We start from the raw sequence: 15,179 nt of genomic DNA, 5'->3' as shown, positions 1-15,179 counted from the left end.
CTTTATTCTTTATTCTTTAATTCTTAAATCCACTAATCAATTGGCAATAAAGTCACAAGTGCACCTTTTTTAAGGTTTTCTGTATCATTCGGTACAATCAGTAAACTGTTGGCAATCGCAAATGTATTAAGCATTGCTGAGCTTTGGCTGTCTAAAACTGTGACATGAGTTTCATCATACAAAGCTTTTAAAAATAATGTTTTACCAGTTGAATTCGTAATTTCACTGTTTAATTTTCGCATTAATTTTGGCAAATGAATTTCTGCAAAACCCATTCTGTTTTTAATCGCCGGATAAACGTAAACATAAAAATTAGTCAGTGAAGATGCTGGGTTTCCAGGTAAAGCAAAAACTAAACTATCATTTTTACGTCCAAAAAACATTGGTTTTCCAGGCTTTTGGTTGATTTTATAGAAAAGCTCTTCAACATCATTGGCCAATAAAGCTTCTTTTACGAAATCATAATCCCCTACTGAAATTCCGCCCGAAATTAAAATGATATCATTTTTTTCAAGAATGTCTTTTAACGCTTTTTTAGTCGCTTTAAGATTATCCTTAACCTTATAACTTTTTATTTTTTTTATTCCTATCGTTTGTAGCGCTGCCTGAAGCATAACCGAATTACTTTCATAAATCTTTCCTTTCGGTAATTTTTTACCCGGTTTTACCAATTCATTTCCAGTCACTAAAATAGCCACTTTAGGTTTTTCATAAACTGTTATTTCAGTAATTCCGAGACAAGCTAAAAACCCAATCGCTGCCGGTGTAATCAAAGTATTAGCTTCAAAAACAACCTCTTCCTTTTTTATCTGCTCCCCTTTTGCACGAACATTTGTAAATTGTTTTGGCATGCTGGCGATCAAAATAGAATCTTTGTTTACCAAAACATGTTCCTGCATTACTACCGTATCTGCATCATCCGGAACAAAGGCACCCGTAAAAATGCGTACTGCTTCGTTTTCTTTTAATTTTATATTCGCATGATCTCCTGCTTGTGAACTACTCACAACATCATACTGATGTTTTTCACCATGTATAAAAGCGTAACCATCCATAGCCGATTGGCGAAAGGGCGGCATATCAATTGGTGAATAAACCGTTTCTGCCAAAACATATCCTAATGCTTTATGCACTTGTATTTTTTGAGTCGGCATTTTAGTGCTATTTTCCGCAATAATCGATAAGGCTTGTTCAACTTGAATCATGGCTGCTATATTATTACAAGCAAAAAATACTTATTACAAATATAAGTATTTTTACTTAGTTTAAATCGTTAATTATCTAAAATATTTAAAGATTATAAATTTATGCTTAATTCTTCAAATACGTTCAGAAAAAACAAAAAATAGCATTTTGATGGTGCTTAAATTTGGAATTAAGCAATGAGTTTGAATTGTATTTTTATCAAACTTTTTAAATAAAATAGAATTAACTGAAAGATATTTCAAATTCTCAGACTTATTCCTTTTTGAAGTTTCCTTTCGGAAGGTAATACAGCCACGCAAAGCCAATAAAAAATAATATAGCTGATGCTATAAATGCGGGAAGTAATATTTCTTTATTGTTGTCTAATGCATTGTTGAGTGATGCATATAACAGCCAAATTTGAATACTCACATTTAAAATTAGTATAAAAATAAGAGTTGAAAGAATGTTGTTCAGTTTATTAGGATTGGCACGATTCTGACTTCGTCTAAATGTACTCATGATAATTCATTTTTAAATTTATTCTAACTCTCTTTTTCTTCGATATAAGCTTTAACAAATACTTTATTTTCTTTGAAAAAAACTTCTAATTGAGGCAAAGCTCTTGGTGGCGGACCTGCAATTACATCACCGGTCATAGCATCAAAAGAACCTTCGTGGCATGGGCAGTGAATAATTCCAGTTCCTGGTTTGTAAAATACGGAACAGGACAAATGGGTACATTTTTGCTCGTAAGCCCTGAAATCACCACTTTCTAAATGCACCAAAATATAAGGGACAGTACTGCCTTCAATTACGAAACCTCTGGTTCCGCCAACGGGAACTTCATCTTTATTGCAAATAAAATGTTCGCCTTGTACTCCTTCTTTTGGCAATAAATAAGCTTTGGCAGCTACAAATCCGCTGCCTATCATTAATCCTCCTGAAACAAAAGTCAGGAATTTTGCAAAATCGCGTCGGCTTACCTGCGTTGATTCCTGCTTTTGTATCGGGAAATCTTTTTTCCAGTTTTTATTTAAATTATCTTCTTTAGACATGGATCTAATTTTTAATATATTCTTAATTCATTACTGCCTTTTGGCATCATAATATTTACTTTGGTATTGACCGTTTCTTTTCCAAAAATGAAGGTATTTACCGGGGTACTGTTTGGTCGCATTTCTTCGATTTCTTCTCTTGTTCCGTAAAATAAAGCTCCACTCGGGCAAACAGTAGCACACATCGGTTTTTTGCCAACACTAGTTCTGTCATAGCACATGGTACACTTCATCATCAGATCGTATTCTTCCATTTTTTTCGGAACTCCAAACGGACATGCCATCACACAATTGGAACATCCTATACATCTTTCCGTACTGGCAGTATGCACCACTCCAAATTCATCCTGCGAAATAGCATCTGCCGGACAAACATTGGCACAAACCGGATCCTCACAATGCATGCAAACCTGAACTGTTGTCTGAATGGTTGAGGAACGCTCTACATAATTTACGCTGATCAAGGATTCCTGACCATTCGTTTCACATTCGGCACAAGCCATTTCACAGGCTTTACAGCCAATACAGCGCTGCAGATCTACAAAAAACTCTTCATTTCTATTAAAATTAGTTAAGTTCATAATGTGATTTTTATAGATTAAACACTTGCATAAGCTTCCGATTCTTTAGATGACGGCGCAATTTTTCCTTGCGGATCTAATAAACACGCACAAACTTTAAATTCAGGTATTTTAGAAATAGGATCTAAAGTTCCCGGCGTCAATTGGTTTGCTGATTTGGCTCCCGGCCAGTGGTAGGGTATAAAAACCGTATCCTTACGAATTGTTTCAACAATATTTGCCGGAAAAATTCCTTCGCCTCTTCGGGTTACAACTCTTATTAATTCGCGTTGTTTTATATTATATTTTGAAGCTAATTCCGGATGAATTTCTAACATTGGTTCCGGAAATTGATCGACCAGTTTACCAATTCTGCGTGTTTGTGTTCCACTTAGATATTGCGAAACTACACGTCCTGTGGTTAATATTATCGGATATTCATCATCTGTAACTTCACCCGGTAATTTATAGGGAGCGGGATTAAAATGTGCTTTTCCGTCCGGAGTTTTAAACTTTTTGTCTTCCCATAATCTGGGAGTTCCCGGATGATCTAATGACGGACACGGCCAGAAAACACCCATATTGTCTTCCACTTTTTTATAGGTAATTCCAAAATAATCTGCTGTTCCTCCTTTTGAAGCCACTCTTAATTCATTAAAAATGGCCTCACTGTTATCATAAGTAAACTTATCTTTTTCACCCAAACGTTCGGCAATTTCTAATAATATTGAAGTATCTGTTCTTGCATCACCTGGAGGTGTAACAGCTTGTCTAATTCTAATAACACGTCCTTCTGCCGAAGTTGTTGTTCCCTCTTCTTCTTCCTGTAAAGAACCGGCCAGAACAATATCCGCATGACGGGCAGTTTCATTCAAAAAGAAATCAATACACACATAGAATTCTAATTTTTCCAGAGCCGATCTTACATAATTGTTGTTTGGAAGCGATACTAATGGGTTAAAACAAATCGAAATTAATCCTTTGATTTCATCTCTATGAATAGCTTCTATAATTTCATAAGCTGTAAGTCCTTTTCCGGGCATGTCTTTTTCATCGATTCCCCAAACTTCAGAAATATATTTTCGGTGTTCCGGATTTTCAATATCCCTGTTTCCCGGTAATTGATCGCATTTGTGACCATGCTCTCTTCCTCCTTGGCCATTTCCTTGTCCGGTAATTGTTCCGTAACCACAATAAGGTCTGCCAATTCTTCCGGTTGCCAAAACTAAATTAATACAGCCTAAAACATTATCGACTCCTTTTGAGTGATGTTCTATGCCACGTGCGTGAAGCAGGAAACTTGTTTTGGCTTTGCCCCATAATTCGGCTGCAGCTTTGATTTTATCTTTGTCAATTCCGGTAATTTCTTCTGCCCATTCTAAAGTATAGTCTTTTACAGCATCGATTGTTTCCTGAAATCCAGATGTATAATTATCAATAAAATCATGATCTAACATGTCGTGATCAACGAGATATTTCAGCATTGCACCGTATAAAGCCGAATCTGTTCCGGGTTTTACATCCAAATGAATATCTGCAGTTCTGGCTAGCGGAATCATTCTCGGATCGATCACAATCAATTTTGCTCCACGATCTCTGGCTTTCCAGATCCAATGCGTTAAAGTTGGAAAAGTCTCACTGATATTGGCACCAGCCACGATAATCACTTCGGCATATTCTAAATCCGAATAATTATTGGAAGCCCTGTCTAAACCAAACGCTTTTTTATTTCCTGCACCGGCACTTACCATACAAAGCCTTCCGTTATAATCCAGATTTCTGGTTTTTAAGGCAACACGCGCAAATTTTCCAACCAAATAACTTTTTTCATTAGTAAGCGATACGCCTGATAACATTGAAAAAGCATGTTTACCATATTTTTCCTGAATTCTTTTGATTTCAGAAACGGTTTTATCCATCGCTTCATCCCATGTTGTTTTTTCAAAACCCTTTCCTTCTACCCTTTTTATAGGATGCAAAAGTCTGTCAGGATGATTATTTTGCAGATAACGCTGCACTCCTTTTGGACACAAACGCCCTTCATTAAAAGGAAATTCCATCCAGGGTTCAAAACCTACTACTTTATTATCTTTTACTGACAATTGAATCCCGCATTGCATTCCGCAGAAACAACAATGTGTTTTTACAAGCTCATCAGGTTCGTCTCTACCTTCGTAACCATCTTTTGGCGCATAATTTAGATGAGGACCGAAAGCCTCAATTATTTTTTCAGTTGATACAGGTAATTTTGCCATTTTCTTTTTGTTTTTTTGTTTCAAGTTTCAGGTTTCAGGTTGATATAGCTTGGCTATAAACTAAAGTTTACACAAAGTGGAAACCTGAAACCTGAAACAAAATAAACCTGAAACTTTTTAATTTATCCAAATAAGCTTCCGCTTTCTAATCTTGCTTTTAAGTGTGCTTGTGCCAAACGGGATCTTTTTCCTTCGGGGCTTAAGTCAAGATGTGAAGTTCCATCTTCGTGTGTGAAATCAAAACCTAATTGTTTGGTAACGATTTTTAAATCATCAATATGAAGTTGGGTGGCAAATTCTTCTCCGGTATGTGGACAAACTGCCATTCCTTTTTTAATTCCTTCTTTTTTGTAAATATGAGCTCCAATCTGGGCTGGACGCTGAATAATATGAAAGAACTTTCCAAACGGAATCCATATTAAAAACATGATTACGGTCACGGCATGAATTACAGCCAGAAAATCATACGCAAATCCTTTCATGAATTGATAGGAATACGTCAGACATAATCCTGTAACCGAGATTGCAATTAGAAGAATTAGAGGCAATAAATCGCCTTCAAAAGATTGTGTTGCTATTAAACCGGGATTTGTTAATCGTCTTCGGAGATAATAAACAGATCCAATTATGACCAGCCAGGAGGACCAATTTAAAGCGTGAAAAATCAAGAATGCAAGAAAAGATCCTATTTTAAAGTCCATCATTTTAAATCCAAAAAAATGAGCTTCGTAAATGGAAATGGAATTTGGAGCCAATGTAAAATGAATCCAGCCAAATGTCAGCGGAATGGTTATGGCGAAAGCCGACATACAGCCTAATGCAATACAAAAATGGGCAAACCAGCGGTATTTACTTCTGGGGTAAATGAATTTTTGAACTGCTATATTTTCCACAGATTCTTTTCCTAAAAACCATAAGTGCGAAAGTATTTTGCCTGTGAATAAAAATTGAAGACTGCGTTTGAAGTACATCCAGGTTGGTGGTCTTTGAAGCCAAACTGAATATCGATAAACAATTCCGAAGAAAGCAAAGACAGTTCCGAATAAATAGGTGATTAGCGCGGCATCAAAATTTTGCAGTTTTCTGGACCCATAAAAAACAAAAACAATAGTCAGTATTGATACTGCAGTGGCTATAAGTAAAGCCTTGGTATTAAATGTTTTATTTTTCATCCTTAATTAAAATTTAATGATTACTCCTTAACTCGGTTTTTCACAGTTCTTACGATTATAAAACCACCAATTGACACCTGTAGCTAATATAGTGAAAATAACAACGCCAATAAAGAATTGATTTACAGTACCATTAGCAGATATATTATTCCCAATAAGTTTTGAAAAAATAAATGGACCAAATGCTGCAATTGCGGCTGTCCAACCTATTACTCCGGCTGCCTGACGTTGATTTTCTGCAAAAATAATTGGATATTGTCTAAATGTTCCCGCATTCCCGATTCCGGTAAAGAAGAACATGGCTAAAATTACTGCTACAAAAAGTGGAAATTGATCCATACTTGTTGGTGCTACCAATCCCTGAGTTACCAAAATAATAGCTCCAGCCAAAATTCCTAAACCTGTAATTGTAGTCAGTATTGCACCTCCCACTTTATCGGCAACAAAACCAAAGGCAATTCTACTTGCTGAACCTATAAGCGGCCCATAAAAAGCATATACCAAAGGATCTGGCGCATTTGGAAAATCTCCGTATAAAAATTTAATCATTAGAGGAAAAGCGGCTGATAAACCTGCAAAAGTTCCAAAAGTCATTAAATACGTTATCGTGCAATACCAGGTATGTTTATTGGAAAAAATATCCAATTGTTCTTTTATTGAAGCTTTCATTGGAATACTTCTTAAATAGAACCAACTCACAATTGACAATAACAATAAGAAAGGAACAAACCAAAAAGCAGCTGATTGTAAATATATTTCCTTGTTTTTAACCGCAGTGTTTTGAGGATTAATATCATTTAATATTCTCTCTGCCAATTTCGGATTTGCATTTGAAATTGCCTTTGCTTTCGCTTTTACCGGTAATGAACTAAAAAGAATAGCTTTATCATCTGAATTAATTGATGTCTTAACTGAATCGATAACCGTTTTCTTTACGTTTGATAATATTTTAGTTTGCACGTCGGCATTAAGTGAACCAAAAACTTCTTTTTGTTTTTCGATGGATGAATTCTGAAAAACGCTAATGGTTTCTTTTTGATCAATACTGGTAAATACTGAAGCTGTTCCGTAAATTCCAATACTTATAATTAATGGCGTAACAAACTGTGCAACCGAAACTCCGAAATTTCCAATTCCGGCTTGTATACCTAACGCAGTTCCTTTCAGTCTTTTTGGAAAAAACAAACTCGTGCTCGGCATATAAGAAGAGAAATCTCCGCCTCCAAAACCCGTTGTAAAAGCCAATACAGCAAATACCCAAAATGGAGTATTGATGTTCATTACTGCAAAACCAATTCCGATTACAGGAATTAATTTGATCGCGGTTGCAAAAGAAACCACATGTCGGGTCCCAAATATGGGTAAAATAAAAGTGTGAATGATTCTTAAGAATCCGGCGGCCAAACCGGGAATGGCTGTCAGCCAAAATAACTGATCTTTGGAAAAGTTAAATCCTAAGCCTGGCAATTTAACGGCTATTACACTCATCATAAACCAGGAGGCAAACGATAGTATTAAAGTAAGTGTTGTTATTGTTAAGGTTCTCCATGCAATTTTACTTCCTGCAGTATTCCAAAACATTTCATCTTCAGGCTCCCATTTGTCTAACCAGGTTTTCATATTATTCTTTGTTTAATTTTATTATTTATCTTCTATATCTCTGGTAAATTCCGGCGATTTAATTCGCATTGCCTTTATAATTGTTCGGTGCATCCAGAGCAAACAAAGAACGGAGACTGCGAAAATGAAAATCCAGGAACTGGTCCATAGCCCTGTAGCATTTAGCAGGTAACCAAAAATTATTGGCCCCATAAATCCGCCAAGTCCACCAATTAAACCAACCATTCCGCCAACCACTCCAACTTCATTTGGAAAATATTCCGGAATGTGTTTGTATACTGCGGCCTTTCCAATTCCCCACGAAACTCCTATCAGGATTACCAAAACCACATACACCCAAAGATTGGCGTTAAACTTAATTTGGGTAATGCCTTGTGCTAATAATTCTTTCTTTTTGACTTCCTGATTCTGTTTTACCACGATTTCCTGCCAGGAATTTTTTATTGGAAAAATTGAAGTTTCGTTATTATCGCTGATCTGTTTCTCTGAAACTTTATGTGCTTTACCGTTTACTATTATTTCATTAGCGGAAACTTCGGTAACAATTCCATTTGTAGAAGCCATAACTCCCGGCCCCGTTGTAAACACTTCCATCTTAGGAAACATCAATAAAAAACTGATTACTATTGAGGAGCCGAGAACCCAATACATGACTTTTCTAGCTCCGAATTTATCGGATAAATAACCTCCAAAAGCCCTGATTACGCCGGATGGCAAACTAAACATAGTTGCAAACATTCCGCCCATAACTAAGGAAGTGTGATAAACATTCATAAAATTGGGTAAGAGCCATTGTGAATAGGCTACGAAGAAACCGAAGACTAAAAAGTAGTATGCGCCAAAACGCCAGACACGGATATTTTTAAGTGGAGATAATAAATCGGTTATTGATTTTGAAGCTGCCTGATTGGTTTTGTTTTTAGCAACAACAATAAAAAGCAATCCTATCAGTACTAAAGCGCCACCATAAATAACAGGCAATGTTTTCCAGCCATTTATGGGATCTTTTTCTGAGAGGTTATTTAATAAAGTCGGGGCTATAAAAGTAGTAATCGCCGCACCGGCATTTCCCATTCCAAAGATGCCTAAAGCTCTTCCCTGCCCACTTTTTGGATACCATACTGAAGTATAACCAATTCCAACAGCAAAACTGGTTCCTACCAATCCGAAGAAAAAACTTAGAACTGCAAAACTCCAAAATGAATTGGCAAACGGAAGCAGAAAAAGCGGTACAGAACATAACAATAGTAAAACGGTAAAAACAATTTTACCACCATATTTATCTGTTAATATTCCTATTGGAAGTCGGAATATTGAACCGGATAAAATAGGAATTCCTAACAACCAGCCGGTTTCTACAACTGTCCAGTTAAAAATACCTTTATCAACAAGATAAGTGACAAGCACACCATTTAATGTCCAGCAGGCAAAACATATAGTAAAAGCAAGTGTGTTTAAAAATAAAATTCGATGGGATTGAGATAAACCGCTCATAAAAAGGCTTTTAAAATGACTTAATAATGAGACACTGCATTCTCATTTGGAGCAAAATTATAGCCTTATGTACTCCTAGAAAATGACATATATCATATAACGATATTTATATCCTTTATGCAGAAAAATGAAGTAATAAAAAAGCTTGTCTCTTAAATTAATGAGACAAGCTTTATAAAATATTGATAGTATAAAATCAGTTTAACTTTTTCTATCCATGTCTTTTGCGTATTCAGGAGACTTCTCTTTCATTAAATTAACCACAACACGATGCATCCAAATCAGGCATATTAACGAAATTGCTAAAATAAATACCCACGAACTCGTCCAAAAACCCGTAAAACTTAATAAATATCCGAAAATAATGGGCCCGAAAAAACCTCCTAAACCACCCAACATGCCCACCATTCCACCAATTACTCCGACCTCATTTGGAAAATAATCCGGAATATGTTTGTATACCGCAGCGGCGCCTATTCCCCAAGCCGCACCAATTAAAATAACGAGTGCTAAGTAAATCCACATATTGGCTTCAAAATGAATTTGAGTTATTCCTTCTGCCAATAAATCTTTCTTTTGAATTTGTTGGTTTTGTTGCACAACTACTTCTTGCCATGATTTTTTTGAAGGTAAAATTTTACTATGTTCTGCCTCTTTATCATCTTTTGTTATGGCATACGTTTTATCGCCAACTACAATCTGATCTTCTGAAACCTTTGTAACTGTTCCTGCTTTAGAAGCCAATAAACCCGATCCGGCAGTAGTAATTTCCATCTTCGGAAACATTAATAAAAAACTTAAAACGACTGAAGAACTCAATACCCAATACATTACTTTTCGCGCTCCAAAACGATCTGATAAAAAACCACCATAGGCTCTGATTACGCCAGTTGGTAAACTAAAAAATGCTGCAAACAGACCTCCGGTGACTAATGTAGTGTGATATACATTCATAAAATTGGGCAATAACCATTGTGAAAAACTGACAAAAGAACCAAAAACAAGAAAATAGTATAGTCCAAAACGCCAGACCCGAACGCTTTTTAAAGGCTGCAATAATTGTTTGATTGTTTTAGATGTTGCTTCTACTTTCTTATTTGTTGTAAAAATAAAAAATACAATTCCTGTCGCTAATAAAGCAATTCCATAAATAACAGGCAGCCATTTCCATCCATTTTCCGGATCATTCTCTGTAAAATTGTTAAGTAAAGTTGGTGCTAAAAATGTTGTCAAAGCTGCTCCTGAACTTCCCATTCCGAAAATTCCCAATGCCCTTCCCTGCCATTCTTTTGGATACCAGATCGAAGTATATCCTACGCCAATGGCAAAACTGGTACCCACCATTCCGAAAAGGAAACTTAAAATTGCAAATGTCCAAAAGTTGGTTGCAAAAGGAAGTAAAAATAACGGAATTGAACTTAGAATTAACAAGCATGAAAAAACTGGTTTTCCCCCATATTTATCGGTTAAAATTCCCATTGGCAATCGCATAATAGAACCAGTTAAAATCGGAATTCCCAACAACCATCCTATTTCGACGACACTCCATTCAAAAATACCACGATCATTTAAAAAAGTTACTAAAACGCCGTTGAGTGTCCAACAGGCGAAACAAACCATAAAACCTAATGTATTGAAAAAAAGAATGCGATGTGATTGTGAAAGATTTGCCATAGAATATAGTATTTAAGTAGATTATTTTTCAAAACGTAAATCGCTATAAATCAGTCAAAAAATAGATATTTTTTTGCTTATGAAAATTGAGCCTTATAAAATTAAGCAAAAATATATTACTAAATAACTAAATACCAAGTATTTAAATCTTGTTGCTTTTGGAATTAGCTTTAAAAAAAATATTCCTTTCTATTTTTTTTTAAATACTTTGAAATATTGAATTTTAGTTTGCTCAAAAAGGCACCAATATTTTTAAATAATTGCTTTTCAGACGTTTTTGTATCAGTTTGCATAATTAAACTAATAATCAAAACATAAAAAACAAGTATAAAATACTACATTTTAAAGCCTCATATGAGTATGGATTTAACATTTTTCATTTTAAAAAAAACGAATTCAATTAATTGATTTACAAATAATTACAAATTAAAAATTTTGAATTTCGCCCTTTATTTCCTGCTGTAAGAAAAAAAAATTAAGTTTTTTTTGGTTTTTATTAGATTAAAATTAACTTTGTCTATAGGATTAGTAGAGTTTAAAATCATATTTGAAACCAAAAAAACTATATTTTGAAAACAACCGAAAGCATATCGTATTTAAATCTTCAAAAAAAAAATACTTATAACGCATTTTGTTATATGTGCTTCTGTTGCTAAATCTCAGCATTTTTTTTTCGTTTAGCGGTTTTTTTATTCATTATTAAATCGGAACCAAAAACGAAACTATTTAAAATTCACCATAAAAATTCTTATTGAAAATTCCAAAGATCTATCTGATACATTTATTTGTATTGAAATGATTCTTGAAACTATACCTATAAATCAAAAAAAATAATTAATTAATAACTAAATACCTGAAAAATGAAAAAGATGCATCGCTGCTGTATATAAATAAAAAAAGCCATTTCTGCGGCAACAGAAATGGCGAGGCTTAAAGAATATTTATCGCTAAATCAAGAACACATTTAGAGTGCTGAAAAATCAGTGCCCAGGGCGTCTTGTTAATTACTTAAACCAGTACAAAGAAATGAAAAAAAATTTAAAAACATACTCAATACTATTTCTCCTGCTTCTGACGGCCGGGGTTAATGCTCAAAATACGACACCACTTATACAATCTAAATTAGACGGAACTGTTGTAGATGATGTTACTAATCAGCCCATTATTGGAGCTTCTGTCGTTATTAAAGGAACAACACACGGCGTTCAAACCGACGCAGAAGGAAAATTTTATTTTCAGACAGGTCAAAAATTACCTTATACATTAATCATAAGTTATATTGGATATAAAAAAACTGAGATAATTGTTGATAAAAATCCTGTGACGATTCATTTAAAAGAAGAACGTCAGGAATTAGATGAATTAGTAGTAGTTGGATACGGTTCTCAAAAGAGAAAAGACATTACAGGTTCTGTAGCTTCGGTTCCAAAAGCAAATTTATCTCAGGTTACCTCATCGGCAGATAATTTATTACGTGGTGCCATTCCTGGGGTTGTAGTTACACAAAGTTCTGGCCGTCCCGGAGCTTCTTCAAGCGTTCGTATCAGAGGAGGAAACTCTATTACAGCAGGTAACGAACCACTTTATGTTGTTGACGGAGTTTTAATATACAATGATAACAACAATAGTACTGCCGGAGTCGCTTATGCGGGAGCCACTGTAAATGTTTTATCTACTATTAATCCAGGTGATATAGAATCTATCGAAGTGCTTAAAGATGCCTCTGCAACTGCTATCTACGGGTCACGTGGGGCAAACGGAGTAGTCATTGTTACTACTAAAAAAGGAACAAAAGGTCAGGATAATATCTCTTACCAGGGATACTTTGGTTTCGCGAACGTTTCAAAAAAGTTGCATGTTATGAATGCCAGCCAATGGGCAAGTTTACGTAATGACGTTCAGGCAAGTATTGGTCAGGCACCTTCATTTTCTGCAGCTCAAATAGAAGCTTTTAAAACTTCGGGAAGTTATGACTGGCAAGATGCCGTTTTTAGAACTGCTGCACCGGTTCAAAACCACCAATTGTCTTTTTCAGGCGGAGATGAACGTTCCAGATATGCCATTTCAGCAGGTTATTTTCAACAGGAAGGAATTGTAATCGCTTCAGATTTCAAAAGAATTTCCCTTCGTGTCAATTACGAAAGAAATTATTCTCAGAATTTTAAATTTGGTGTAAATGCTAATTATAGCAATTCGGTTGCAAATGGTGTTGGAACAAACGGCGGGTCTTCTGCCGGTAGACAACCAAACCCGTTAGTTGTTGCCTTATATCAACCTCCTGTGGTTCCTATTAAAAATCCTGATGGAAGTTATAATTTAACTAATAATCCTTATGCAACTGCAGTTAATGGAATTATTCCAAATCCGATTAATGATTTAGAGAATACCACTAATGAAACTAAAATCAACAGAATTTTGACCAACTTATTTGGTGAATATAAAATAACCAAAAAACTTACTGCAAAAGTTGCTGTTAGCGGAGATGTTCTTGATACCAAACAAAATTATTATGCACCAGCAACTACAACTACCGGAGCCGGAACTAAAGGTTTAGCCTCAGTTGGAGATCGTTTAGTAAGTTCAGTATTGAATGAGAACACATTAAACTACAATACTAACTTCGGTGATAATCATAAGTTTTCTGCCTTGGGAGGATATACACTTCAATACACAAAAGGCGAAGTGGTAAATGCAGGCGCCAACACTTTTGTAAATGACGCCAATACCTATAACGCTTTACAAGATGGTGTTCCGGTAAAACCTTATAGCGATGCTTTCGAAAGTGTTTTAAAATCATGGCTGGCAAGAGTAAACTATTCCTATAAAGGAAAATACAATTTTACACTTTCCGGGCGTGCCGATGGTTCTTCAAGATTTGGATCAGAATCACTTTGGGGTTATTTCCCATCTGCTGGATTTTCGTGGAATATTACCGATGAAGATTTTGCCAACAACATCAAAGGTGTAACAGAAGCCAAACTTAGAATAACAGCAGGAACAACTGGAAACCAGGAAATTGGAAATTATCTTTCTCTTGCGCAAATGGGTTCTGTGAACTATGCTTTTGGAGGAACACTACAAACAGGATTAGCTCCTACCCGACTGGCAAACCCGGATTTGAAATGGGAAAAAACAAATCAGTATAATATTGGTTTAGACTTATCATTATTAGATCGAAGAATCAATTTTGTTTTTGATGTTTATTACAAGAAAACAAACGATTTGTTAATCAATGTACCAGTTCCATTGACTTCAGGCTATGCAACTGTCCTACAGAATATTGGTGGAGTTGAAAATAAAGGTATTGAGATTGGTTTGATTACAGAAAACATCAAAACAGAAAACTTTTCATGGAATTCTAACTTCGTTTTCTCTGCCAATAAAAACAAAGTTGTTTCGATAGGAAATGGAGTTGATCAATTTTTCCCAATCGTTCCAAATGGTTCCTTATTACAACAACAACCTGTAACGGTAAAAGTAGGACTGCCTTTAGGAACTTTCTGGGGATACAAAACGAATGGAATTTTCCAGACTCAGGAAGAAGTTAACACACAACCAAAAATAAACAGTTTAGCCAATACAAAAGTGGGTGACAGAAGATATGTTGATACGAATGGAGATGGCGTTATTACAGCCCTTGACAAAGGAAATCTTGGAACTTCTCAGCCAAAATTTGTTGGAAGTTTCAGTAACACCATTTCTTACAATGACTTTGATCTTAATTTTTCTTTCCAAGGCGCTTATGGCGGAAAAATCTTTAATGCACTGAATCAGCAATTAGAAATTTCGACTCTTGGAACAAATGCCAACGTTACCCTTGAAGACCGTTGGACAACAGCTAACCCAAGCAATGAAATTCCGAGAGCAACAAGTTCTCCTCTTGGAATCGTTTCAGAACGTTATGTCGAAGATGCTTCTTTCTTAAGATTAAAGCTAATCACTTTGGGATATAGATTACCTAAAAGTATTTCTAAAAAATTGGGAACTAAGAGTGTAAAATTTTATGTATCTGCTGAAAACCTAATTACATGGACTAAATATACTGGTTATGATCCAGAAGTAAGCTCATACGAACAAAACAACTTATACCCGGGAATTGATTTTGGTTCTTATCCAAACTCTAAAACATTCATTTCGGGCCTGAACGTAACTTTCTAAGTA

At 35.3% G+C, this 15,179-nt stretch carries 10 protein-coding genes; 1 reads left to right on the top strand and 9 read right to left on the bottom strand.

The features are described from left to right. Nucleotides 1-32: 32 nt before the first annotated feature. From glp to ASC72_RS18055, 9 genes are all read right to left on the bottom strand, one after another. A complete protein-coding gene (gene glp, locus ASC72_RS18095; RefSeq protein ID WP_056194029.1) occupies nucleotides 33-1,205 on the bottom strand; it encodes a gephyrin-like molybdotransferase Glp in 1,173 nt (390 codons plus the stop codon). A gap of 253 nt (nucleotides 1,206-1,458) precedes the next feature. Next, a complete protein-coding gene (locus ASC72_RS18090; RefSeq protein ID WP_056194024.1) occupies nucleotides 1,459-1,707 on the bottom strand; it encodes a DUF6755 family protein in 249 nt (82 codons plus the stop codon). A gap of 23 nt (nucleotides 1,708-1,730) precedes the next feature. After that, nucleotides 1,731-2,243, bottom strand: coding sequence for a ubiquinol-cytochrome c reductase iron-sulfur subunit (locus tag ASC72_RS18085; protein WP_056194021.1), 513 nt, complete (start codon nucleotides 2,241-2,243; stop codon nucleotides 1,731-1,733). Nucleotides 2,244-2,254: 11 nt separating this feature from the next. After that, nucleotides 2,255-2,824, bottom strand: coding sequence for a 4Fe-4S dicluster domain-containing protein (locus ASC72_RS18080; RefSeq protein ID WP_056194018.1), 570 nt, complete (start codon nucleotides 2,822-2,824; stop codon nucleotides 2,255-2,257). A 17-nt stretch (nucleotides 2,825-2,841) separates the two neighbouring features. After that, nucleotides 2,842-5,058: a molybdopterin oxidoreductase family protein gene (locus ASC72_RS18075; RefSeq protein WP_056194535.1), complete on the bottom strand. Its 2,217-nt coding sequence runs from the start codon at nucleotides 5,056-5,058 to the stop codon at nucleotides 2,842-2,844. 122 nt (nucleotides 5,059-5,180) lie between these two features. Continuing rightward, nucleotides 5,181-6,230, bottom strand: a complete 1,050-nt coding sequence (locus ASC72_RS18070) for a hypothetical protein (protein WP_056194016.1) — start codon at nucleotides 6,228-6,230, stop codon at nucleotides 5,181-5,183. Between the two features lie 27 nt (nucleotides 6,231-6,257). Beyond that, entirely contained in the window at nucleotides 6,258-7,850 is a 1,593-nt protein-coding gene (locus tag ASC72_RS18065; protein ID WP_056194013.1) for a magnesium transporter MgtE N-terminal domain-containing protein, read from the bottom strand. A gap of 21 nt (nucleotides 7,851-7,871) precedes the next feature. Next, nucleotides 7,872-9,344 (bottom strand): nitrate/nitrite transporter, encoded by a 1,473-nt coding sequence (locus ASC72_RS18060; protein ID WP_056194010.1) that lies wholly within the window; start codon nucleotides 9,342-9,344, stop codon nucleotides 7,872-7,874. Between the two features lie 201 nt (nucleotides 9,345-9,545). Next, nucleotides 9,546-11,018, bottom strand: coding sequence for a nitrate/nitrite transporter (locus ASC72_RS18055; RefSeq protein WP_056194007.1), 1,473 nt, complete (start codon nucleotides 11,016-11,018; stop codon nucleotides 9,546-9,548). Between the two features lie 1,026 nt (nucleotides 11,019-12,044). Between ASC72_RS18055 and ASC72_RS18050 the strand changes: the two genes are divergently transcribed. Continuing rightward, a complete protein-coding gene (locus tag ASC72_RS18050) occupies nucleotides 12,045-15,176 on the top strand; it encodes a TonB-dependent receptor (RefSeq protein WP_056194004.1) in 3,132 nt (1,043 codons plus the stop codon). Nucleotides 15,177-15,179 lie beyond the last annotated feature (3 nt).

Origin of the sequence: Flavobacterium sp. Root420 (genome assembly GCF_001427905.1) — a bacterium.
Taxonomy (GTDB): Bacteria; Bacteroidota; Bacteroidia; order Flavobacteriales; family Flavobacteriaceae; genus Flavobacterium.
Note: the sequence above shows the minus strand (reverse complement) of the source record. Positions and strands in the feature narration are given on the sequence as shown.